Raw genomic sequence first — 22,593 nt, forward strand, 5'->3', positions numbered from 1 at the left:
GCTTCAGACGACCGTTCTGCAGCCGCCTTGTCCGTCAAACTATTGGGGCCTGATCGCGTACCCACACCTCGTCCCGGCTCGATCGGGGTCGGCACGCATCCTCCCTGTTCTTCCTTTTTATCGGAAGCATGTGATAATTTTAAGTTGGATTTACTGATGGCTGCGATAAGTTGATCTTATGACCAATGTTACCCTCAAGCAGCTTCGCTATTTCGAAGCCCTGGCACGTCACGGCCGTTTCCGGCATGCGGCCGATGCCTGTGCGATCTCGCAACCCGCTCTGTCCATGCAGATCAAGGAGCTTGAGGAAGAGCTCGGCGGAAATCTCTTCGAACGCGGTGCGCGCGAAGTGAAATTGACAGCATTCGGACAGCTCTTTGCGCTGAGGGTTCGCGATATTCTACGGGCCGTGGACGAACTCGGCGACCTTGCCCGCGCCTCGCAGGACAGGCTGTTGACGCGGCTGAGGATCGGCATCATTCCAACCATCGCCCCCTATCTGCTCCCGGCGATCATCGGCGACCTGAACAGGACCTTCGAGAATATCGAAATTCAGGTGCGCGAAACGCTGACGGCCAGGCTGGTTCATGAAGTGGCGCAGGGTGAGCTCGATCTGGCGGTGGTCGCATTGCCGGTATCGAAACCATCGCTGACCGAAATCAGGCTGTTCGACGAGGAGTTCCTGCTGGTCCGACGGCGCGAAGACGAAGGAAAGCCGGTGCCGGAACCCGAGGCTCTGCGCGAAATGCGCCTGCTTCTTCTGGAGGAAGGGCACTGTTTTCGAGATCAGGCCCTGTCCTTCTGCGGAATAGAATCGACGCGTCCCCGCGAAATCATGGAGGGAAGCTCGCTCTCGACGCTGGTGCAGATGGTCAGCGCCGGTATCGGCGTCACCCTCATCCCCGAAATGGCGGTGCCGGTGGAAACGCGCTCGGCGGATGTCTCCATCTCCCGGTTTCGCACACCCCAACCCTTGCGAACGATCGGAATCATCTGGCGCAATTCGACGCCTCTGGCCAAGCAGCTGCTCCAGATTTCCGAGGTCATTCGCGATTCGGCCGCAAGCCTGCGCCATCGGTCTTCGCAGAATGAACCCGATCCTGCACCTGCCGATTCCGTGACGGATTTTACTGTCCCACTGGCCGGCTTGCCACCCGCGCTCTAGCTTCCCGCACTAAACGATCGGCAGCGATCCCGCGTTCTGGGCGCTGATTTGCGACAAGGGGAGCATGAAATTGGATTTGATCGACCTGATGCCGATCACGCCGAGCTGGACGGACATCGCAATCCGTCTGGCGGCAACGATTATCGCCGGCGCATTCATCGGCCTCGACAGGGAACGCGGGGGACATGTCGCGGGATTGCGCACGACCATCCTCGTAGGGCTAGCGGCCTGTCTTTCGATGATCCAGGCGAATATCCTCTTGGCAACGAGCCAGAGCGTAAACGGATCAATGGACATATTGCGCTTCCCACTCGGCGTCCTGACTGGCGTGGGCTTTATCGGTGGCGGGGCGATCCTGAGGAGGGGCGACATTACAACCGGCGTGACTACGGCGGCCACGCTGTGGCTGATCACGGCAATCGGCCTGTGTTTCGGCGGCGGGCAGATCGTGATCGGCGCTATCGTGACCATTCTCGCCGTCCTGATCCTTTCCCCGCTGAAGCAGGTAGACCGGTGGATATCAGGTCAACAGAAAGGCATGGTCGCAATCAGACTGCCGGTCGAGGCCGGCATTCCTGATCTGAAGAAGACGGCTATCGAGCTTTCAGAAGCGACCTTCACAGAGCTCAGGGACAGCGATGAGGCGTACCGAGAGCTAATCTACGAGATCAGATGGACATCCGTTCAAGGCATTCCAGGTGCTGACCAAATTGCTGCATCTTTGGAAACGAACTTTCGCGTTACCCGCTTCGAGCATCGCACGACCGGAGCTTAACAGCGAATGTCATCACGATCATGACGAAGCGTCACTGAAGAGCTCTGACGGTTCCGCGCCATAACTATCTCTGCTCCCACTGACGAAGCGATGCCGCGGAAGCATTTTTTATCGCCCGGCTGCCGCCCCTGCCCGCAACCCGACATCATGCAGACAGGCTTCCAATGCAGCCACTTCGTCTTGTGAGGTGATCGCGCCGACATAGTCATCCGGACGGATAAGAATCCGGTCACCTGGCGCGCCCTCTTCCCTCTGCTGGTAGGCATTGAAAGATTGGGGGCCGATCGGCGTGGTCGATCTGCCGGCCGTGCCGGCCGGGACAACGGACCGCCGCGTCAGCGAAGCGGTCGTCACCGCGAAGGGCAAAGCGATGACGGACCGCGTCGATGCGGCTCTTGAGAGGATAGGGATCGAGATATTCAAGACATGGGATCCCGATGATCTGGACAATCTGGTCCGCCTGATGCGGAAATTTGCCGATGCCGTGAAGGATGATCCGGTCAAAAGCTGACGAACCCCCGTGCAGGTGGGCAGGTTGGCGGAAGAAAGCGAAGCGTCGGCAGAATCGCCGGCGCCTCGAAGACTCTCCCCGACCCGGTCTACCAGCAGGTGAATCCCGCATCGACATTGACGATTGCTCCCGTCATCAAGCTTGCCGCACCGGATGCGAGAAAGAGAACCGCGCTTGCGACCTCTTCCGGCGTGCCCATTCGTCCCATCGGCGTATCGGCAAGCCAGATCGGAATCCGCTCGCGATTGGCTTCGACTGCAGCCACCATCGGGGTTTCGATGTAGGTCGGCGCAACCGCATTGATCCTGACACCATGCTGAGCCCATTCGGCGGCCATGGAACGGGTGAGGTGGTGAACGGCAGCCTTGGAGACGTTATAGGCCGTCTGCGGCTGCGGCCGGTTGCAGATGATGCCGGACATCGAGCCGAGATTGACGATCGCCCCGCGTTTCATCGTCACCATATGGCGGCCGAAGGAACGCGAACACCAGAAGACGCCATTGACATTGACATTCATCATCCGCAGCCAGTCGGCGTCCGTGACATCTTCTGCGGCAATCCCGTTCTGCCCTATCCCTGCATTGTTTACCAGGATCGTTGCCGGGCGACCGCTGCCGGCGAGTTCATTGGCGATCGCCTCCATGCGGGCGGAATCGGTCACATCGCCGAGACGCAGCTCGACGTCGTATCCCTGGTCTTTGAGCGCCAGAGCCTGCTCGGCGTCGGATTCATTGCGCTCGATGACGACGACGGCTGCGCCGGCTTCGGCGAGTGCGTGAGCGCAGCAAAGCCCGATGGCCCGCCCGCCGCCGGTGACGACGGCGCGCTCGCCGTCAAGGCGGAATTTTTCCTGATAGCTCATGGTCAAGCTCCTCAGATGTCGAATGCGCTTGGAAGAACCACGATGTCGCGGATCGTCACGTTGCGCGGACGCGTCAGCATGAACATGATCGCATCCGCCACCTCCTTGGGTTCGATCAGGGCGCCGGCCTCTTTCGCCTTGCGCAGGTTCTCTTCCGGCCAGTCGGCAAGCAATGCGCTGATGACCGGTCCCGGAGAAACCGAGCCGACACGAATACCACTTTTCAGCAGTTGCCTGCGCATCGTCTGGACGAAGCAGTGCATCGCCCATTTCGACGGCGAATAGACCGGCTCCCAGGGAACTGGCGCATGGCCCGCGACCGAGCTCGTGACGATGATGTCGCCTGTGCCGCGCTCGATCATGTGCGGAATGACGGTCCGGACATTCTTGATCACCACATTGACGTTGAGGTTCAGCATCCGGTCGATGGCGTCGAGATTGGCATCCGCAAGGTCGCCGCCGATATAGGTACCCGCATTGGCATGCAGAATGTCGAGCTGCCCCACCTTTGATAGAACGCGGTCAAGAAGCTGAGCACATGCTTCCGGGTCGAGCAGGTCCAGGGCGAGAGGTATCGCCTGTTTACCCAGACGCTCGCAGGCTGCTTTCAGCGCCTTCTCGTCGCGATCAACAAGAACGACCGTGGCGCCCGCCGCGACCATCGCCTCCGTCGACGCCATTCCGATACCCGACGCCGCGCCGGTGATTGCGGCGACCTTCCCTTTCAACTCGTTCATTCTTTCCTCCTCGGTTGAGCAGCGCTATCTGCCTGCGCCGCATGCTGCATGATAGTCGGCAAGGCTCTTCGTCACCCGCCAGATCAGAACCTCCTCAGGATCCAGCGGCATGTCACAAAACTGCTGGGCGGCCGGCATGTGCTGCCGGAACAACGGAAACGGCACGGATTTTCCGGCAAGCGAGTCGCAAAGGCGTGCGACGGCGGATCGAGCCTCTTTCGACGTCCAATAGTATCGGATGCGATCGGACAGCGAATAATGCCGAAGCCAGCGCTGCTCATTCTCCGTGCCGTGATAGTGCCGGCTCCAGTTTTCCCGATGCGCCAGCATGAGCGCCTCCATCGCGGCATAAAGCGGACGCTCGCCATAATGAGGCACGAGATCAGAGGCGATCAGATCCAGCCCATAGAGCGCCTCGCGCAGCACGAAGGTCAACTCCGGCCCGACCTTGAGAAGGGGAAACCCATCTTCGACCAGCGCGGTCAGCGGATCGGTGCCCTGATAATCGGTGGAATGCGCTTCGAACACGAATTGCGGCTCGTCTCCGAGCACCTGTCTCAATGCGTCGATCCTGCTGCGGTCGTAGCGGATGACGTTATGGTTGCCGAACTCGACGCCCGGCTGCACCACCAGGCCGATAGCGCGCGTAAACGCCTCCGCAAGGCCGGCCCCAGCGAAGACATGACGATGGACATCGATGGTTCGCCTGGCGGCGGAAGCCGCGGTCGGCTCGATCGTGGTCAGCGCATGATCCGCACCGCCGGGAGGAGGAACCTCCGTGCCGATCACATAAACCGGCATGGCTCCCCCTGCCTGCCTTGCCGAGGTCTCCGCGACAGCGGCAAGGCGTGCAGCGCGATGGGCGGTCGTGTCGTCATCCAACGCGGCGGGTTCACCCATGCAGCCCATCGACGCGTCCAGATGGATCTTGCGAAATCCGGCATCGACATAGGCCGCCACCATCCTTTCGGCTTCCGCCATGGCCTCTTCGGCCGCACGATCCCGCCAGGGATTCGGCCCGAGGTGGTCGCCCCCAAGCGTGATGAGGGTTTCCGGGCAGCCCTCCTCTTTGGCGATGCGCAGCACAAGGGCGGCAAAGTCCGCAGGGGTCATCCCGGTATAGCCGCCTAAATGGTTGACCTGATTGCAGGTGGCTTCGATCAGGACCGTGCTCGCATGGTCACGCCCATGACGCAACGCTGCCCGCAGGACGATTGGGTGGGCCGAGCAGACAGAGACGATACCGGCGGGACGCCCCTGGACCCTGAGTGCAGCCAGCTCGTTGAGTGCTATCTGCATCAGGGGCGCCTTTCCGTCGAGGCGATGAACGCGTCGAGCTCCTGACGGGTGCCGGCACCTTCCATCGGACCGCGAACCGTCACATTGCGCGCACCGGCGGCCGAACCATAGGCAAGAGCTTCGCCTGGGGACATTCCGAGCCGCCGGCAGGTGAGATAAGCGCCGCCGAAGCAATCGCCGGCACCGGTCGGATCGACCTCCTCGACGAGGAATGCAGGAGCATCGATCCGGTCTCCGTCCCTGCCGAAATAAGTCGCTCCCTCCGCTCCGCGCTTCAGTACGATCTCCTTCACGCCGATGTCGAACAGGCGGCGGATCGCCGCGGCTTCGCCCGCAATGCCTGCAGCACGCTCGAGCTCCTCCCCTGACGGCAAAAGAAGATCGGCGGCGGCGACAAGCCGCAAAAATCGGCGCTCGGTATCCTCATCGAGCTGCAATTCCTTGCGGATGTTCGGATCGACCGAGAGCGTGCCGCCTCGCGTCTTCACAATATCGACCGCCTTGTCGATTACTTCCCGAGCGCTCGGAACGGAGAGAGCCGAACCCATCACATGGAGATGTCCGCTGCGGTTGATGAGATCGGCGACATCCTGAGACCAGCCGAAGCGGGCGGCCGCGGATTTCGCGATATTGTAGACGAAGTCACGCGAGCCGTCCTTGCGGTAACGGACGAAGGCGCTTCCAGTCGGATAGTCAGGATCGACGGCAATGGTCGACACATCGACGCCATCGCGCCTGAGGCGGTCGATATTGACGCGACCAAAATCGTCATTGCCGACCGCGCCCACCATTGCTGCCGCTCCGCCGAGCCGGCCGCATTGTGAGATGAAGATCGCCGGCGCCCCGCTGGCAAACGGCCCGACGAGCGGCTGGGCTTCGAGAAATCCCTCTCCGATCGTCATGGCAACGATCTCCACGAGGATCTCGCCGACGCAAACCGTGGGACCGAGATGGTCCGGAGCCAGCACTGAAGCCATTGCCATCCTGCTTTCGATAGATGTCGCTAAATCGCTGTTGACCGTTGTATTGCACCGTCTTCGCCACCGAACTCCTCGTTTTCGAGAGAAAGGAAGCGCCGGTGCAGCATGCATGCCGCTCCGAAGGCGGAACCGAACTCCGCATCGCCATCGACGACGATCTCGGGTGTCGGAAAAGGAATATTCTGGCCCTCCGACATGTGGACCGCCACGCGGGCAGCCACCATCGGATAGAGCGAGGCCACCGAGCCGCCCAGCACGATCCTATCAGGATCGAGCAGACGACAGGCCTGAAGCAGCGCATAGGCAAGATGCCGCGACCAGATCTCCGCTATGTTTACTGCGTCCGGAACGCGATCGCGAACGTCGGTTAGGAACTCCTGCAGGTCGGCGTCGGTGCGGCCGGTCGCTTCCCGGTACTGCCGGATCAGCACTTCGCGGCCGATCAGTTGCTCGAACTTCTGTCCGCCGCTTCCCGGCACCAGGGTATGGCCGATTTCGCCCGCAAGGCCGTGACCGCCGCGAAACAGCTTCCCGTCGATCATGATCCCGCCGCCGACACCGGTCTCCATGAGCAGGAAGAGCGTCACACCGGCAACGCCGTGACGATAGCTGTCACCAATCGCGAAGGCATTGGCATCGTTTTCGACCGCGATCGGCACCTCGGCCGGAAAGGAGCTGCGGCCGATCTCCTTCAATGGCACCTCCCGCCAGCCGATGATCGGCGCAAGCGTGACAATCCCCTCCGGCCGGATATGCGCCGGCACGGATATGCCGAGCCCCCGACAGCGCTCAATCATCTCTTTCGACATCGCGTCCACAATGAGCTCGACGCCGCACGCCACCGCTTCCTCCACGGTCAAGGATTGCGCGTGGAAGGCCAGCCTGCGACAGGCCCGCACATCTGCCGAAAAATCCACGACGACAGCAGATATATGCTCCACGCCAAGTTCGATCCCGGCGAAGAACGCGGCATCCGGAACCAGTTCGAGCATGATCCCCGGACGGCCGGCGCGCGATTGCTCCGGGCGCTGTTTGCTGCTCTCCTCCGACTCCTGAACAAAGCCGCTCTCCGTCAGTTCGGCAACAATCTCGCCTGACGACGAACGGTTCATTCCGAGCTTCCGCGCCAGATCGGCCCGGCTCAGGCGGCGATGACTGTAGATCGTCTGCAGGGCTGCGACGATGTTGTTCTGCCTGATCCTGCGCGGCGAGCTTCCGATGGAGACGGTGTCGTTCATGTTCATTTCTCTTCAAATCGACTGCTCCAGCCTACACTTGCGAAGCAGATCGGCAGAAGGATTATCAGGGGCGCGCGTTCGTGACGCGGCGGCGTTTGGCTTCCTCGTATTTCAGTTCGATATAGCGTTTGGCATGGGCCGCCAACGGATCGTTATCGGTCCACGTGTCGCGCCAGATTGCACAGGCGAGCGAGAGACCCTCATCGACGACGGCGGTCGAAAAGCTCTCGAAGACGATGTCCCGCTTGTAGTCGATATCGAGCAACGCATCGAAGATGAGATCGAAGTTGATGACGCCGTCCCCAAGATAGCCGCGATTGCTTTCGCCGATGTGGAAGTAGCCGATCTTGTCGCCGGCAAGCCGGATCGCGGCAGCCGGATTTGCTTCCTCGATATTCATGTGAAAGGTGTCTAGATGCAGTCGGACATGGTCCGATCCGGTCTCGGAGATGAACTTCAATCCCTGGGCCGCCGTGTTCAGAAGGTTCGTTTCGAAGCGATTGACGATCTCCAGGACGAGATCGACCCTTGCTTCCTTCGCGACATCAGCGGTCGCAGCGATCGTAGCGACGCTGTTGTCCCAGCCCTTCTTCGTCGGCTGGCGGTTGTACTTGGTGTGCGCGGAATAGAGAATACCGCCGAGCTTGTTTCCACCGATGTCACGGACCGCACGCACCGCATCGGCCAGCGTCTGCTTGCCGGCGGAGACGGCCGCCGCATCCTCGCTCGAAATATCCTTGTCGACCGGCAGCCCCATCGTCACACCGATCTCGACATCGAGCGATTGTGCGAGCTTCGCCAGACGGTCGAGATTGAACTTCTCGGGGCGCAGATAAGCGAATTCGATCGTGCGATATCCATGCTCGGCCGTTTTGTTAAGGGCCATTTCGAGGCCCCCCTGCGTTTGGCCGCCTGTCCATACAAATGAATGGATACCCAATCGGCGCATGGCTTTTTTCCTCCACTTCAAGCCTTCAACTTTGCCACACCTATGCCATTTAGTATGGTAAGACAACAAATAAATTCGCAGATCAAAATTTTGCCTCTGCGAGCAAATTCGTTGCGTTGCAGCATTTTAGTTTGATTGTTCTGTATTTGTTATTTTCACCGGAATTAGTTCTTACCAAAATCAACAACATAGCCGGCATATTTGCAGGTTTAGACAACAAATATTGCATGGGCAGCTTTTTTCGTCTACAAAATGGCTCGGCGAAATGATCTCGCTGCTATCTGGGAGGATTGAAATGAATTACGCTCTGAAGGCCAGCGCGCTTGCGCTGACGCTCAGCCTCGCCGCCGCCGCGTCGCCGGCCTGGGCAGACTTCTGGTCTGACGCCGGCGCCAAGTTCAAAGGCGTGACCTTGCACGGCGTGACCGAAAGCACGCCGCCATCGAACTACATCAAGAACGTGCTCGCCCCGGAATTCGAGAAGAAGACCGGCATCAAAGTCGAGATCGAGACGACGTCCTGGGATCAGATGTACGACAAGGCCATCAAGGACATGGAGGCCAAGACCGGCATCTACGACATGGTCTACATCGAACAGGACATCATCTACTCGTATCTGTCCCGGAATTTTCTCGTCAACATCACTCAGACGCTGAAGGATCAGGCGGATCTGAAGGCGCCGACCTACGACGACGCGAACTTCACGAGCTTCGCCGACTATTTCAAGGACAAGAAGGGCGATCTCTTTGGCGTCCCGATGGAAGCCTTCCTGAAGACCTATCTCTATCGCAAGGACCTTTTCGATGATCCGAAGATCAAGGAAGCCTTCAAGAAGGAAACTAGCAAAGACCTGAAGCCGGCAACCACGCATGAGGACTACACGCAGATCGCCGAATTCTTCACCAAATACGGCAAGGATAACGGCATTGAGCTATGGGGCACCACGGCTCAGGCCCATACAGGTCACGCGGCGTCATGGTATGAATTTTTCGAATCCATCGCGCCGACCTTTGGCGTCTATAACTGGGGCATCGACGCCAGCAACAACTATGCTGCAACCGTCGAGCATGGCGGCGCGATGAACAGCGACAAGGCGAAGGCCGCGCTGAAATACTGGCTGCACCTGCGCGATATCGCTCCACCGGAATCGACCCAGTCCACCTGGACGGAGACTGCGACGACCTTCGCTGCCGGCCGTGTCGCCCAAGGATTGATCTACGGCGAGAACGCGGCATGGATTGCGAGTGATCCTGCGCAGTCGAAGGTGGTCGACAAAGTAGGCTTTGCCCTGCCGCCGCTGGAACCGGGCGTTCTGGAAGATGCGAAATCCGGAAAAGGCTATATTGGCTATTACGACGGCGGCGCTTTCGGCCTTCCGATTACGTCCAAGAACAAGGAAGCGGCCCTGCTCTTCCTCGAATTCATGGGTCAGAACGATGTGCAGCCCGATTGGGCGATCGCGGCACCCCGCATCACCAACAAGGCGACCTTCGATGACCCGAAGGTCAAGGCGATGGATGTCAAGCTCGGCGGCTTCTACACGATGCTGAAGGATGAAGGCAAACTCTTCGCCGGTGCTCCCCCGTATCCGTTCCACGCCCAGTTACGTGAAGCAACCCTGCCGATCTTCTTCGACATCCTGACCGGCAAGATCGCGCCCGACGAAGGCCTCGACCAGATGGCCGCCAAGACGGAAGAGGAGCTCACGTCGCTCGGCTATCGCAAATAAATCATCCTCCCCACCTTGGCGGGTCGTCTTCGCTTGGCGACCCGTCTCTTTCTTGGCTCGATAGGCCGCCCCAGGGGGCCAAAGAGGATGAGGCAATGCACTCACAAAAGTTTGGATGGCTGCTGCTGTCGCCGACGATCCTGATCCTCGGGCTCTTCGGCATCTTTCCATTCATCTACGTCGTCTGGGTTTCGTTTCACCAGTGGAATCCCTTCGCCGCAAATCCGCTGATGGTCTTCAACTGGGCATCGAACTACCGCACCCTCGTCTTCGACAAACAGTTCCTCGCCTCGCTGGGAATCACCATCGCATTCGTCTTCTTTGCTGTCGTTTCCGAACTCGTCCTCGGATACGTGCTCGCGCAGGCGCTGATGAAGGATTTTCCCGGAAAGGCGTTCTTCCGCACCATCCATACCCTTCCTCTGATCATGGCGCCCATCATCGTCGGATCGGTGTGGAAGCTGATGACAACACCGTCGATCGGCATCATCCCATATCTCTTGCGAAGCTGGTTCGGGTATGATTTGAACATCGGCCAGAGCGCAGCTGCGGCCTTCACCATCACCGTTATCATGGACGTCTGGCACTGGACACCGCTGGTCACCCTGTCCCTGATTGCTGCCTTGGTCTCGCTTCCGCCAGATCCCTTCGAGCAGGCGCAGATCGATGGCGCCGGCAAGAGCCAGATCTTCTGGCACATCACGCTCCCTCTGATCCGTCCCGCCCTGCTGGCCACGGTGTTCATCAGGCTCATGGACGCGCTGCGCACGGTCGACGAAGTCCTGATGCTGACCGGGGGCGGTCCGGGGTCTTCGACGCGCTACATCGGCGTCCACATCTTCAGGGAAGTCTTTCCGAAGACGAATTACGGCTACGGTTCGGCGATTTCGGTCGTCGTGCTTTACCTCACCATCGTGGTCTGCTGGCTGCTCTACGTTGGCCTGATTGCTCCCCGCGCGAAGAGAGGTTGATCCGATGCAGAGACGGAACCCCTGGCTTTCGGTTCTCCTGTGGACGCTGATAAGCTTTGCAACCCTCTTCCCGATCTATTGGCTCTTCGTCATATCGGTAAAGCAGCCCTTCGACCTGTTCTCGACGCCAGACGTCGTCATCAGCAGCTTCTTCTGGAAGAACTATCAGGACGTGCTGACGAACGAGACATTGCGGCGATACATGATCAATTCGCTGGTCATCTCGTCTGGAAACGCAATCCTGGTCACGACCCTCGGTTTTCTTGCCTGTTACGCGCTGAGCCGCTTTGATCTCGCCGGCAAGGAAAGCATTTTCTTCTGGACGATCACCAACCGCATGGCGCCGCCGGCCGTCTTCCTGCTGCCGCTTTTCCTGTTGCTGACGCAGGTCTACAGGATCGGCGACTTTTCGCTGGCGGATTCCAGGCTCGGCATGATCCTGGTCTACTGCTCCTTCAACCTTCCCTTTGCCATCTGGACGCTGCGTCCAACGGTAGAGGGCATCCCCAAGGAACTGGACGAGGCGGCCTATATGGATGGCGCAAGCCCCTGGATGGTCCTTTACGACATCGTCTTTCCCTTGGCGCGACCGGGGCTTGCAGTGACGCTCATCCTCACCTGGGTCTTCGCGTGGAACGAATATCTGCTTGCCGCGACACTCACCAACTTCAACGCCCGCACACTCACCACCGGCCTGTCGGAATACGTGACGACGACAGGCACCGCCTGGGGCATCATGGCCGCGATCTCGATGCTGACATTGATCCCGGCGCTCATCGTCTTCTCGGTGGTGCAGCGTCACATCGTTGCCGGCCTGACCTTCGGCGCAGTGAAAGGATAGCGAGATGGCTTCGGATTCTCGAAACAACGAAAAACAGCCGGGCTTCCTGCCGATCGAGACGAACTGGTTCGACCGGCTGTTCATCTCGATCGTGATCTGGGTCGCGCTCACCCTGTTCTGGATGCGGTTCATCGAGCCGCTCGGGCTTTCGGTCTGGTTCGCCGTCGCAATCTCCGCCGTGCTCGGCGCCTACATCATCCGGAAGGGGTGAGGCGGCATTCTGTCAACAATATCAATACGCAAGCGGTGCTGCATTAGGGAGAAACGAGATTGGCAAACGTACAGGTCAGCGACGTCACCAAGAGATATGGCGCTCTTCAGGTCATGCACGGCGTCAGCGTCGATATCGAAGATGGTGAATTCGTCGTGCTGGTCGGCCCATCCGGCTGCGGCAAGTCCACGCTGCTGCGCATGATCGCCGGTCTTGAGACGGTCAGCAGCGGCGACATCAGGATCGGCGGCCGCGTCGTGACGAACGCTCCGCCGAAAGAACGCGACATCGCCATGGTCTTCCAGAGCTATGCGCTGTACCCCCACAAGACGGTCGCCGAGAACATGGGCTTCCCGCTGAAGATGCAGAAACGCCCCAAGTCGGAGATCAACGAAAAGGTCGGCAGGGCAGCCGAGATCCTCGACCTGACACGCTATCTCGACCGCTACCCGAAACAGCTGTCAGGCGGACAGCGCCAACGCGTCGCCATGGGCCGTGCCATCGTCCGAGACCCGCAGGTCTTCCTGTTCGACGAACCGCTGTCCAACCTCGACGCCAAGCTTCGCGTCACCATGCGCGTCGAAATCAAGGAGCTGCATCAGCGACTGAAAACCACCACCGTCTACGTCACGCATGACCAAATCGAAGCCATGACGATGGCAAACAAGATTGTCGTCATGCGCGACGGAAGGGTGGAACAGGTCGGCAAACCGCTCGACCTCTACGACTTCCCCGCTAATCTCTTCGTAGCCGGTTTCATCGGCAGCCCATCGATGAATTTTCTTCAGGGCAAGATCGCAACAAGGGACGGCAAGCAAATCGTCATCACCGACCAGGGCGTCATCCTGCCCGTCGACCGCGTGAATGCTGAGGACGGCAAAGCGGTGACCTACGGCATTCGCCCGGAACACATCACCATCAGTGACGACGGCATTCCGGTGGAAGTTTCGGTATACGAGCCAACCGGCTCCGAAACATTGATCTTCGGCCGTGTCGGCGGCACCCCGATCGATGCCCTCATCCGTGAACGCCTTGAGGTCGCGCCCGGCAAGACATTGCACTTTCATATTGATCCGAGACGCGTTCACATCTTTGATCAGGCGACGGGACAGCGATTGTAAAGCGAGGATCACATGAATTTTGAAGGTAAAAAAGTCATCGTCACCGGCGCCGGCAAGGGCATCGGCCGTGTCGTCGCAGAGATATTGGTCAAACGCGGGGCTGAGGTCGCGGCACTGACCAGAAGTGCTGACGATGTCGTTTCCTTACGGGAGGATCTTGGCTGCCGGGCCATTCAGGTCGATCTTGCTGATGCGAAAGCAACGCGGGAGGCTGCGCAAGCTGCTCTGCCAGCGGATCTTCTGATCAACTGCGCCGGTACGACCGAGCTGCAATCCTTCCTGGACACCACGATAGAGGCCTTCGATCATCTGATAGCCGTCAACACACGCGCTCCGATGATCGTCGCACAGGAATTTGCGCGCTCCCTGATCGAAGCGGGTCGCAAGGGCGCCATCGTCAACGTCTCTTCCGTCGCCGCCTTCATCGGTATTCCTGATCATGCCGCCTATTGCGCTTCGAAGGGCGGCCTTGACGGCCTGACGCGCGTCATGGCCAAGGAACTGGCGCCGAAAGGCATCCGCGTCAACGGCGTACATCCGACGGTGACGCTGACCCCGATGGCGATCAAGGCGTGGAGCGATCCGGTAAAGGCCGCCGGCATGCTGAACCGCATCCCGGTCGGACGGTTCGCGGAGTCCGAGGACGTGGCAGAGGTGATCCTTTTCCTGCTCTCGGACGAAGCCGCGATGGTCAACGGCATCTCCATGCCTGTCGATGGCGGCTACATGATCGCTTGAGACCGTATATGCCTATGGATCAGCCGCCGGAGGCAATCTTCCTGGCGGCGTTGATCTGTTTGCGGGCGCCGGAGCGTAATTGCGCGGTTTCCGCGCCGGCGATGACAAAGACGAAGCCGAATTTCAGAAGTTCGCCGGCGCGCTCGCCGTCACCGGCAAAGGCGCAGGCGAATTTTGAATGCGCGCGGCAACGCGCAACGGCATGCCGCATGGCGCTGTCGATCTCGGCGGCATTCGGTGCGACTTGATCGCCGTTGGAAAGTGCGATGGAAAGGTCCGAAGGACCGATGAAGATGCCATCGATACCGGGCACACCAAGAATATCGTCGATTGCTTCGAGCGATGCGCGCGTCTCGACCATGGCGATCGCCACCGTCAGGTCATTGGCATTCTTGAGGTAGTCATCGGCGGAGAGACCGGTATGATTGAGGGCCAGCGAAGGACCCCAGCTACGTTCGCCGACGGGCGGATATTTGGTGGCCTTGACGAAGGCCTTCGCATCCTCGGCCGAGTTGATCATCGGCGCGATGATGCCCGACGCGCCGGCATCGAGCAGACGCGAGGCAGAGGCGAAATCGCCGACCGGAATACGGGCGAGAGCCGGCTTGCCGGCAATACGCACATGACTGACGGCGGCTGCTGCCGATGGCAGATCCCACATGCCATGCTGCATGTCGAGCACGACGGCATCAAAGGCTTCCTGGGCCAGATGATTGACCAGCAGCGGATCGGGAATGCCGACCCAAGCGGAAATCATCCCGCTTGCATGGTTCCTGATCCGGGCTGCAAAGCCGTCGATGTCAGTTGCACTCATGGCATTCTCCTCAGTTCGTCAGGCCACCAATGGCCATGTATTTGACCTCGAGGAACTCTTCGATGCCGTATTTCGAGCCTTCCCGGCCGATGCCGGACTGCTTCATGCCGCCGAAAGGAGCGACGGCCGTCGAGATGAGTCCCTCGTTGATACCGACAATGCCGAATTCGAGAGCCTCGGCAACCCGGAAGATGCGGCCGACGTCACGGGCATAAAAATAGGCGGCAAGACCGAAGGGGGTATCATTCGCCATTTCGATCGCCTCCTCCTCCGTCTTGAAGCGGAAAAGCGGGGCAACCGGGCCGAACGTCTCGTCGGAGAAGATTTCCGCTGCAGGGGAGACATCTGAGAGAATGGTGGGCAGGTAGAAATTGCCGCCGCGCTGATCGCGCTTGCCGCCGGAGACGATTTTCGCACCGTGTTTGACGGCATCCTCGACATGCGTCTCGACCTTCTTGACCGCCGCCTCGTCGATCAACGGGCCGAGGGTGACGCCCTCCTCCATGCCGTTGCCGAGCTTCAGCCTGGCAACGGCGGCTGCGAGCTTTTCGGCAAAGGCGTCATGCACCTTGTCCTGCACGAGAATGCGGTTGGCGCAGACGCAGGTTTGTCCCGTATTGCGGAACTTGGAGCCCATGGCACCTTTCACCGCCTCGTCGAGATCGGCGTCATCAAAGACGATGAAGGGCGCATTGCCGCCGAGTTCCATGCTGGTCTTCTTGATGGTCGGCGCACATTCAGCGAGCAGCTTGGCGCCGACTGCCGTGCTGCCGGTGAAGGTGAGCTTGCGCACCTTCGGGCTGCTGGTGATTGCGGGACCTGTTTCCGATGAAGGACCGGTAATGACGTTGCAGACGCCGGCCGGAAAACCCGCCTCTTGCGCCATCACCGCCAGCGCCAGCGCCGAATAGGGCGTCTGGCTCGCCGGACGGATGACGCCGGTGCAGCCTGCCGCCCAGCCGGGACCGGCCTTGCGGGTGATCATTGCCGAAGGGAAGTTCCACGGCGTGATCGCCGCGAAGACGCCAACCGGTTGTTTCTGCACGATCAGCCGACGCCCCGGAACTGGCGAAGGGATCGTGTCGCCATAGATGCGTCTTGCCTCTTCGGCGAACCATTCGATGAAGCTTGCGGAATAAACGACCTCGCCGCGGCTTTCGGAGAGCGGCTTGCCCTGCTCGATCGTCATGATCGCTGCAAGGTCTTCAAGATTCTCGTGCATCAGCTCGGCAAGCTTCCAGAGATGATTGGCGCGCTGCTCGGCGGTCAGCGCCGCCCATGCCTTCTGCGCCTTGTAGGCAGCGTCGATCGCACGGTTGGTTTCGACAGCGCTCATGGCCGGCACGGTGCCGATCACCTCGCCGGTCGCAGGATTGGTGACGTCGTAGGTACGGCCGCTATCGGCCTGCACCCACTGGCCGGCGATATAATTCGCTTCGCGAAAAAGCTCCGGACGGCGAAGCTTGTAGCCCGAAAGTCTGTTGCTCATAACTGGACACCTTCCATGAAACGCGGCTGCCGGGAGATCAGACGGCCGGAATATTCTCGTCATCGGGGGCGAAGTTCGATCCCCGCAACGCTTCGCAAACGGCGCGCGTCACATCCGCCGTGGTTGCCTTGCCGCCAAGATCTGGAGTGAGAATGCCGGCGGCGCAGACCTGTTCCACCGCCGAGATCAGTATCTTTGCGGCAGCCGCCTCGCCAAGATGTTCCAGCATCAACGATGCCGTCCAGAAGCTCGCGACCGGATTGGCGATGCCCTTGCCGGTAATATCGAAGGCCGAACCGTGGATCGGTTCGAACATCGAGGGGAACCGGCGCTCGGGATCGACATTGCCGGTCGGCGCGATGCCGAGAGAGCCCGCAAGTGCCGCCGCAAGATCGGATAAAATGTCGGCATGCAGGTTGGTCGCAACGACAGTGTCGATGCTCTTCGGTTTTGCGACCATGCGGAAAGTCATGGCATCGACCAGTTCCTTGTCCCAGGTCACGTCGGGGAAGTCCTTGGCGACCTCGGCGGCAATCTCGTCCCAGAGCACCAGGCCGTAACGCTGGGCGTTGGACTTGGTGACGACCGTCAAGAGCTTGCGCGGGCGCTTCTGCGCCTCGCGGAAGGCGAAACGCATGATGCGCTCGACGCCACGACGCGTGAAGATCGAAGTCTCGGTCGCCACTTCCTCTGGCAGGCCGATATGGGCGCGGCCGCCATGGCCGGAATATTCGCCCTCGGAATTTTCGCGCACGATCAGCCAGTCGAGATCGCCTTCTTCCACACCCCTCAGCGGGCTTTTCACGCCGGGGAAGATGCGGGTCGGCCGGATATTGGCATATTGGTCGAGACGCTGGCAGATCGGCAGGCGCAGGCCCCAGAGCGTGACGTGATCCGGCACGTCAGGCGCGCCGACGGCGCCGAAATAGATGGCGTCAGCCTGCTTCAGCAGAGACAGCGCATCGTCAGGCATGAAGGCACCGGTCTTGCGGTAGCGCTCGCTGCCCCAGTCATAGTGATCGACGTCGAGCACGAAAGTACCGCTGCGGGCGGCCAGCACATCCAGCACTTCAAGGCCGGCGGCGATGACTTCGGGGCCGATACCATCGCCCGGAACGGAGGCGATGCGATAGCGGCGGGGCGCGGTGTTGGTATTGGCGTTCATGGGACCCCCACTCATCGTCAGATAAGGCCGCCATTGATCACAAGCATCTGCTTGGTAATCAAGCGGCTGTCGTCAGAGGTAAGCAACATTGACCACGCCCTCGACCTCGATCTCCTCGGGAACGCATTGCAGCTTCGCCGAGTTCGACGATCCTGCTTTCATGGCTCTTGAGTTCTTGCACAGTCCACCAAGATACCCAACAATATTGTTGCGATATTCGCTGCCTGCCTTGAGGGGTAGCAGCATGGCATGATGATCGACTATGGAAAAGGGCGATCGCGAGAAGCTTGTCGAGATCGTCGGCCGCCATATCCAGCCGTCGAAGGAAGCCTGTCTGCGGCTGGCGCGCACGCAATGGGTCCGTCCCTTTCGCCAGGTTTCAGTCAGTGCAATCCGCCGACCCCGAGGAAACGCTCCACGGCATCGTGATCGGCTGACAATTCCGACGGCGTGCCGCTCCAGGCAATCCGGCCGCGCTCCAGGATAATGACGCGATCGGCGAAATCGAGGGCGCTCTGGATGCGCTGCTCCACAAGCAGGATGGTCATGTCGCCAGCCTTGGCAAGCTCGGTAAAGGCGGCCATCAATTCCTCGCAGATGACGGGCGCCAATCCTTCCAGCGGTTCGTCAAGCAGCAGCACGGATGGGCGGCCGAGAATGGTGCGGGCCGTCGAGAGCATTTGCTGCTCGCCGCCCGAGAGCTGGTTGCCGAGGTTCTTGCGTCGCTCCTTCAGCCGCGGAAACATCGCATAAGCTTCCTCCAGCGCCGTCTTCGGGCGCCCCTTGAGGCCGACGAACAGATTCTCCTCGACCGTCAGGGTCGGGAAGATACAGCGTGCCTGCGGCACATAGCCGAGACCGCGATGCGCGCGCGTTGCGCTCGGCGCATCGGTCAGATCGGTTTCGCCGAGCCGGATGCGCCCCTCATAACGTTTCGTCTGGCCCGCGAGCGTTGCGAGCAGCGTCGTCTTGCCCATCCCGTTTCGGCCGAGCACGGCGAGGCGACAGCCAGAGGGCACCGAGAAGGTGATGCCTTCGAGCACTTTTGTCGGACCGTAGCCGGAAGAGAGATTTTCAACCTCAAGCGACATGGCTGGCATTGGCATAGCTCCCCAGATAGGCCTCACGGACACGTGCATCCTTCGTCACCTCGGCCGGCGCGCCATCAAAGATGATAGCGCCGGCCGCAAGCACGATGACGCGTTTGGCGAAGCGGAAAACGAGGTCCATGTCATGTTCGATCATCAAGACGGCGAGATCGGCCGGAAGATCGGCCAGCGCCTGTTCGATACGACCTGTGTCGCTTTGCGGTACGCCGGCTGCAGGTTCGTCGAGCAACAGTACCTTGGGCTTGAGTGCAAGCGCCAGCGCGATTTCCAGAAGCCGTTGTTGGCCATAGGCGATTTCGGCGACCTTGCGATGCATCAGCGGTCCAAGGCCAAGCTTGTCGAGCAACTCGTCGACCTCGGCCATGACATCAGGCATGGCCAGAAAATTACCGATGAGGCGCCCGGTTCGCCCCTTCCGGCGCAAGACGGCAAGCGCGACATGCTCGGCAGGCGTCATGTCCTGGAACAAGCGAGTGACCTGGAATGAACGCACGAGCCCTCGTCTCACCCGACCAATCGCATCCACTTTCGTCACCATCTCGCCGGCAAGGCGCACTTCGCCGGAATCGGGCGCCAGATTGCCGGTAACAAGATTGACGAAGGTCGTCTTGCCGGCCCCGTTCGGGCCGATCAGCGCGATGCGGTCGCCAGGCGACATGGAGAGCGAGACATCGTTGGTGACCGCCAGACCGCCGAAGGCCTTCTTCAGATGGGCGACTTCGAAAACGGCGCTCATGGACGGGCCTCCTTGCGGCGGGCGACGAGGGCAGCCGCGGTGCCGTAAAGCCCCTTGGGTGCAAAGAGTACGACCGCAATCAGCAAGGCACCGATCATCGTCAGCCAGTGGAAAGGATTGGCGGCCGAGACATAATCCTCGAAAAGCATGAAGATAACAGTGCCCGACAGTGCACCAAACAGCGAGCCCGTGCCGCCGAGCACCAGCATCACCAGCGCTTCCGCCGATTGGGTAAAGGAGAGGCTGTCGAGACCGACGACCTGGGTGGAAATCGCGTTCAAGGCGCCGCCGACACCAGCAACCGCGCCGGACAGCACATACATTTTCGCAAGCGCCGCTTTCGGCGAGGCGCCCATGGCGCGGATGCGCAGCGGATCCTCCTTGATGCCGCGGCACAGCATGCCGAAAGGCGAGCGCACGAGCAGGCGCAGCAGCACGAAGACGATCAACAGCAGAGCGATGCCGAAGACATAGGCCGTGTGGCCGTAGAGGTCGAATTCGAACATGCCGAAAATCGGATCAGGCGAAATGCCCGACAGACCGTCGCTGCCGCCCGTCCAGGAGGACGCCTTGTTGGCGAATTCGTGGAAGAGGTTGATGAGCGCAATCGACAATACGAGTTGCGGCAGGCCATGGGCGCGAAGAATGACGGCACCGCAGATGAGGCCGGCGATCGCCCCGCCGAAAATGCCGGCAAGCGTCATCAGCAGCGGATCGTTGATGCCGTAATGGGCCGAGACAATACCGGCCGCATAGGCGCCGGAGCCGAAGAGCGCGGCATGGCCGAGGGTGGCGATGCCGGCATAGCCGGGAACGAGATCGAGCGACAAGACTAGAAGCGCAATGGCGATGATGCGGGTCAAGAGCGCCAGATTGTCTGGAAAGGCGAAATAGCCGACGATAGCGGCGGCGATGATGACGGCAATGCCCGAGAGATCGCGGCTGAGGGCACTGCGGCGGCGCTGCACCAAAATTTCTTTATCATGCATGGCGAGCGTCATTTCGCCCTCCCGGCAAGGCCGCGCGGGAAGATGCAGATGATGGCGATAACCGCGAGATAGAAGAAGAATTCGCCGAATTCCGGCATGAGATAACGTCCTGTCGTATCGATCGCGCCAAGCAGCAGGCAGGCGATCAGCGCGCCCGGAATGGAACCCGCACCGCCGACCGAAACGACGACGAGGAAGGTCACCATGTAGCGCAGCGCATAATAGGGCTCGACCGGCAGCAATTCGGCACCGACGACCCCGCCAAATGCGGCAAGGCCGACTGCAACGCCGAAACTCACGGCATAGATGATCTCGGTGCGCACGCCGAGAGCTGCAGCCATCGGTGCATTATCGACCGAGGCACGCAGCTTCACACCGAAACTCGTCCTGTCGATCACGAACCAGAGGCCGAGGGCGACGGCCAGACCGCAGACGATGGCAAAGAGCCGATGCACGGGAATAGTGCGAAAGCCAAGATCGGCCGCCCCCTGCAGCGCCTCGGCAAGCGGAATGGTCTTCAGCGTCGGTCCCATGAGGTAGTTGGCGATGCCGATGACACAGAAAGTAATACCGATCGTCATCAAGACTTGCGTCAGTTCCGGCGCGCCATAGATGCGCCGATAGAAGAAGCGCTCGATTGGAATGGCGATGATGATCGTTGCTGCAACGGCGGCAGCGATTGCGACTGTATAACCAAGCCCCAGATCGCGGGCGACATAAGACGCCACATAACCGCCAATCATCGCGAAGGCACCATGCGCCAGGTTGACGACACGCATCAAACCCATCGTCACCGAAAGGCCGATCGATATGACGAAGAGCACCATGCCATAGGCAAGCGCATCCACGGCTATGCTGAAGACTGTCTGCATGGAACTACCCTGCTTTGATGCGGCAGACCCCCGAGGGAAGCCGGCGGAAGATCCCCGCCGGGTCCGTCGCATGTCTCTTTCGAAGTCAGTGGCCTGTTACTTGGCGGCCGCAAGGCCCGGATCGCCCTGCTTTTCGAAGGTCTGAACTTCCTTGTTGATGTAGGTCCCATCACCGGCCTTGGCGACTTCGCGCAGATAGATGTTCTGCGTGATGTGGCGGCTTTCCGGATCGATGGAAACCGGGCCGCGGGGGCTGACCCACGAGAGACCCTTGACCGCATCGACCGCCTTCTGTGCATCCTGCTTGCCACCCGTCGCATCGATCATCTTGTAGATGACATACATGCCGTCATAGGCGCTGACGGCCGGGAAGGAGAGCTCGGCCTTGTTGCCGATCGCCTTGGTTGCCGCATCGACGAAAGCCTTGTTTTCCGGCGAGTCATGCGACACCGCATAGTGAAACGTCGTCTGGATGCCGAGTGCTGCATCGCCGAGCGCCGGCAGGTCGGATTCCTGGGTCAGGTCGCCAGGCGCGAAGAACTTGATGCCGGCAGCCTTCAGGCCGTTTTCGTTGTAAGCCTTGACGAAGCCGAGCGTCGTCGGACCGGACGGTAGGAAGGCGAAGACGCCCTGCGCGCCAGAATCCTTTATGCGCTGCATGATCGGGCTGAAATCGTTGGTCGCAAGCGGCATGCGGATCGCCTCGACCACCTGACCGCCGGCCTTTTCAAAACCGGCCTTGAAGGCATTTTCGGCATCGACGCCCGGGCCGTAGTCGCTGACGACAGAGATCACCTTCTTGACGCCGGAATCGAAGGCGACCTTGGCGATCGGCGTCGAGGTCTGCCAGGTGGTGAAGGAGGTACGCACGACGAGCGGGCTCTTGGTGACGATCGCCGAGGTCGCAGCGTTCATGATCACCATCGGCACATTACCCTGCTTGAGGATCGGCGTCACGGCCATCGCATCCGGCGTGAAATAGAAGCCGGCGAGATACTGCACCTTTTCCTTGACGATCAACTCCTGCGCGAGCGCCTTGGACTGGGCCGGATCGGCCTGCGGCACGTCGCGATAGACGACCTCGACCGTATCATTGCCGACCTTGTTGCCGTTCAGTGCCATATAGGCGTCGATGCCGGCTTTGAAGTTCTTGCCCTGCAGGGCAAACGGACCGGAGAAGGGCCCGATCACGCCGACCTTGATCGTATCGGCATAGGCAGTTCCGCCGAAGAGCAGCGCCGCGACCGCGGCCATAACGAGCTTTTTCATGATGTGAGATCCTCCCTCTATCA

General features: G+C 60.3%; 23 protein-coding genes and 1 pseudogene. 9 read left to right on the top strand and 15 right to left on the bottom strand.

The window, feature by feature from the left end; all coding sequences use genetic code 11:
• Positions 1–178: 178 nt before the first annotated feature.
• The 3 genes and pseudogenes from KQ933_RS26805 (at position 179) to KQ933_RS26815 (ending at position 2,451) form a co-directional block, all read left to right on the top strand.
• Complete coding sequence (locus KQ933_RS26805) at positions 179–1,165, top strand: hydrogen peroxide-inducible genes activator (RefSeq protein ID WP_253958348.1); 987 nt, start codon at positions 179–181, stop codon at positions 1,163–1,165.
• A 64-nt stretch (positions 1,166–1,229) separates the two neighbouring features.
• Complete coding sequence (locus KQ933_RS26810) at positions 1,230–1,940, top strand: MgtC/SapB family protein (protein WP_216759037.1); 711 nt, start codon at positions 1,230–1,232, stop codon at positions 1,938–1,940.
• 201 nt (positions 1,941–2,141) lie between these two features.
• Positions 2,142–2,451: pseudogene (locus KQ933_RS26815) on the top strand (MarR family winged helix-turn-helix transcriptional regulator).
• 88 nt (positions 2,452–2,539) lie between these two features.
• Here KQ933_RS26815 and KQ933_RS26820 read toward each other — a convergent pair.
• The 6 genes from KQ933_RS26820 to KQ933_RS26845 all read right to left on the bottom strand — a co-directional run bounded on the left by KQ933_RS26820 (position 2,540) and on the right by KQ933_RS26845 (position 8,516).
• On the bottom strand, positions 2,540–3,313 hold the full coding sequence (locus KQ933_RS26820; RefSeq protein WP_216759038.1) for an SDR family NAD(P)-dependent oxidoreductase: 774 nt from the start codon (positions 3,311–3,313) through the stop codon (positions 2,540–2,542).
• Positions 3,314–3,324: 11 nt separating this feature from the next.
• The gene (locus tag KQ933_RS26825; protein WP_216759039.1) at positions 3,325–4,050 is read right to left on the bottom strand and encodes an SDR family oxidoreductase; all 726 of its coding nucleotides are present in this window, start codon (positions 4,048–4,050) and stop codon (positions 3,325–3,327) included.
• A gap of 24 nt (positions 4,051–4,074) precedes the next feature.
• Positions 4,075–5,349, bottom strand: coding sequence for a D-tagatose-bisphosphate aldolase, class II, non-catalytic subunit (locus KQ933_RS26830; RefSeq protein WP_216759040.1), 1,275 nt, complete (start codon positions 5,347–5,349; stop codon positions 4,075–4,077).
• Positions 5,349–6,326, bottom strand: coding sequence for a sugar kinase (locus KQ933_RS26835; protein ID WP_216759041.1), 978 nt, complete (start codon positions 6,324–6,326; stop codon positions 5,349–5,351). Before KQ933_RS26835 ends, KQ933_RS26830 begins: the two co-directional genes overlap by 1 nt.
• A 26-nt stretch (positions 6,327–6,352) precedes the next feature.
• The gene (locus tag KQ933_RS26840; RefSeq protein ID WP_216759042.1) at positions 6,353–7,567 is read right to left on the bottom strand and encodes an ROK family protein; all 1,215 of its coding nucleotides are present in this window, start codon (positions 7,565–7,567) and stop codon (positions 6,353–6,355) included.
• A 64-nt stretch (positions 7,568–7,631) separates the two neighbouring features.
• On the bottom strand, positions 7,632–8,516 hold the full coding sequence (locus KQ933_RS26845) for a sugar phosphate isomerase/epimerase (protein ID WP_216759043.1): 885 nt from the start codon (positions 8,514–8,516) through the stop codon (positions 7,632–7,634).
• Between the two features lie 295 nt (positions 8,517–8,811).
• Here KQ933_RS26845 and KQ933_RS26850 point away from each other — a divergent pair, with 295 nt between their 5' ends.
• From KQ933_RS26850 to KQ933_RS26875, 6 genes are all read left to right on the top strand, one after another.
• Entirely contained in the window at positions 8,812–10,245 is a 1,434-nt protein-coding gene (locus KQ933_RS26850) for an extracellular solute-binding protein (RefSeq protein ID WP_216759044.1), read from the top strand.
• A gap of 95 nt (positions 10,246–10,340) precedes the next feature.
• Positions 10,341–11,216: a carbohydrate ABC transporter permease gene (locus tag KQ933_RS26855; protein ID WP_216759045.1), complete on the top strand. Its 876-nt coding sequence runs from the start codon at positions 10,341–10,343 to the stop codon at positions 11,214–11,216.
• 4 nt (positions 11,217–11,220) lie between these two features.
• Complete coding sequence (locus KQ933_RS26860) at positions 11,221–12,057, top strand: carbohydrate ABC transporter permease (RefSeq protein ID WP_216759046.1); 837 nt, start codon at positions 11,221–11,223, stop codon at positions 12,055–12,057.
• Between the two features lie 4 nt (positions 12,058–12,061).
• Positions 12,062–12,268 carry a DUF2160 family membrane protein gene (locus tag KQ933_RS26865; RefSeq protein WP_216759047.1) on the top strand — a complete coding sequence of 69 codons (207 nt, stop codon included), beginning with the start codon at positions 12,062–12,064 and terminating at the stop codon, positions 12,266–12,268.
• Between the two features lie 59 nt (positions 12,269–12,327).
• Positions 12,328–13,389 (top strand): ABC transporter ATP-binding protein, encoded by a 1,062-nt coding sequence (locus tag KQ933_RS26870; RefSeq protein WP_216759048.1) that lies wholly within the window; start codon positions 12,328–12,330, stop codon positions 13,387–13,389.
• A gap of 12 nt (positions 13,390–13,401) precedes the next feature.
• Positions 13,402–14,127 (top strand): SDR family oxidoreductase, encoded by a 726-nt coding sequence (locus KQ933_RS26875; RefSeq protein ID WP_216759049.1) that lies wholly within the window; start codon positions 13,402–13,404, stop codon positions 14,125–14,127.
• A 19-nt stretch (positions 14,128–14,146) separates the two neighbouring features.
• Here KQ933_RS26875 and KQ933_RS26880 read toward each other — a convergent pair whose 3' ends face one another.
• The 9 genes from KQ933_RS26880 to KQ933_RS26920 all read right to left on the bottom strand — a co-directional run bounded on the left by KQ933_RS26880 (position 14,147) and on the right by KQ933_RS26920 (position 22,570).
• Positions 14,147–14,941: an HpcH/HpaI aldolase/citrate lyase family protein gene (locus KQ933_RS26880; RefSeq protein WP_216759050.1), complete on the bottom strand. Its 795-nt coding sequence runs from the start codon at positions 14,939–14,941 to the stop codon at positions 14,147–14,149.
• Positions 14,942–14,951: 10 nt separating this feature from the next.
• Positions 14,952–16,430, bottom strand: a complete 1,479-nt coding sequence (locus KQ933_RS26885; protein WP_216759051.1) for an NAD-dependent succinate-semialdehyde dehydrogenase — start codon at positions 16,428–16,430, stop codon at positions 14,952–14,954.
• Between the two features lie 37 nt (positions 16,431–16,467).
• Entirely contained in the window at positions 16,468–17,595 is a 1,128-nt protein-coding gene (locus KQ933_RS26890; RefSeq protein ID WP_216759052.1) for a tartrate dehydrogenase, read from the bottom strand.
• Positions 17,596–17,667: 72 nt separating this feature from the next.
• On the bottom strand, positions 17,668–17,946 hold the full coding sequence (locus KQ933_RS26895) for a hypothetical protein (RefSeq protein WP_216759053.1): 279 nt from the start codon (positions 17,944–17,946) through the stop codon (positions 17,668–17,670).
• Between the two features lie 32 nt (positions 17,947–17,978).
• Positions 17,979–18,695, bottom strand: a complete 717-nt coding sequence (locus KQ933_RS26900) for an ABC transporter ATP-binding protein (protein WP_216759054.1) — start codon at positions 18,693–18,695, stop codon at positions 17,979–17,981.
• Positions 18,676–19,440, bottom strand: coding sequence for an ABC transporter ATP-binding protein (locus KQ933_RS26905; RefSeq protein ID WP_216759055.1), 765 nt, complete (start codon positions 19,438–19,440; stop codon positions 18,676–18,678). Before KQ933_RS26905 ends, KQ933_RS26900 begins: the two co-directional genes overlap by 20 nt.
• Complete coding sequence (locus tag KQ933_RS26910; protein WP_216759056.1) at positions 19,437–20,441, bottom strand: branched-chain amino acid ABC transporter permease; 1,005 nt, start codon at positions 20,439–20,441, stop codon at positions 19,437–19,439. The genes KQ933_RS26905 and KQ933_RS26910 overlap by 4 nt, the downstream gene beginning before the upstream one ends.
• Positions 20,438–21,301 (bottom strand): branched-chain amino acid ABC transporter permease, encoded by an 864-nt coding sequence (locus KQ933_RS26915; RefSeq protein WP_216759057.1) that lies wholly within the window; start codon positions 21,299–21,301, stop codon positions 20,438–20,440. Before KQ933_RS26915 ends, KQ933_RS26910 begins: the two co-directional genes overlap by 4 nt.
• A gap of 96 nt (positions 21,302–21,397) precedes the next feature.
• The gene (locus KQ933_RS26920) at positions 21,398–22,570 is read right to left on the bottom strand and encodes an ABC transporter substrate-binding protein (RefSeq protein ID WP_216759058.1); all 1,173 of its coding nucleotides are present in this window, start codon (positions 22,568–22,570) and stop codon (positions 21,398–21,400) included.
• Positions 22,571–22,593 lie beyond the last annotated feature (23 nt).

Origin of the sequence: Rhizobium sp. WYJ-E13 (assembly GCF_018987265.1) — a bacterium.
Lineage (GTDB): Bacteria > Pseudomonadota > Alphaproteobacteria > Rhizobiales > Rhizobiaceae > Rhizobium.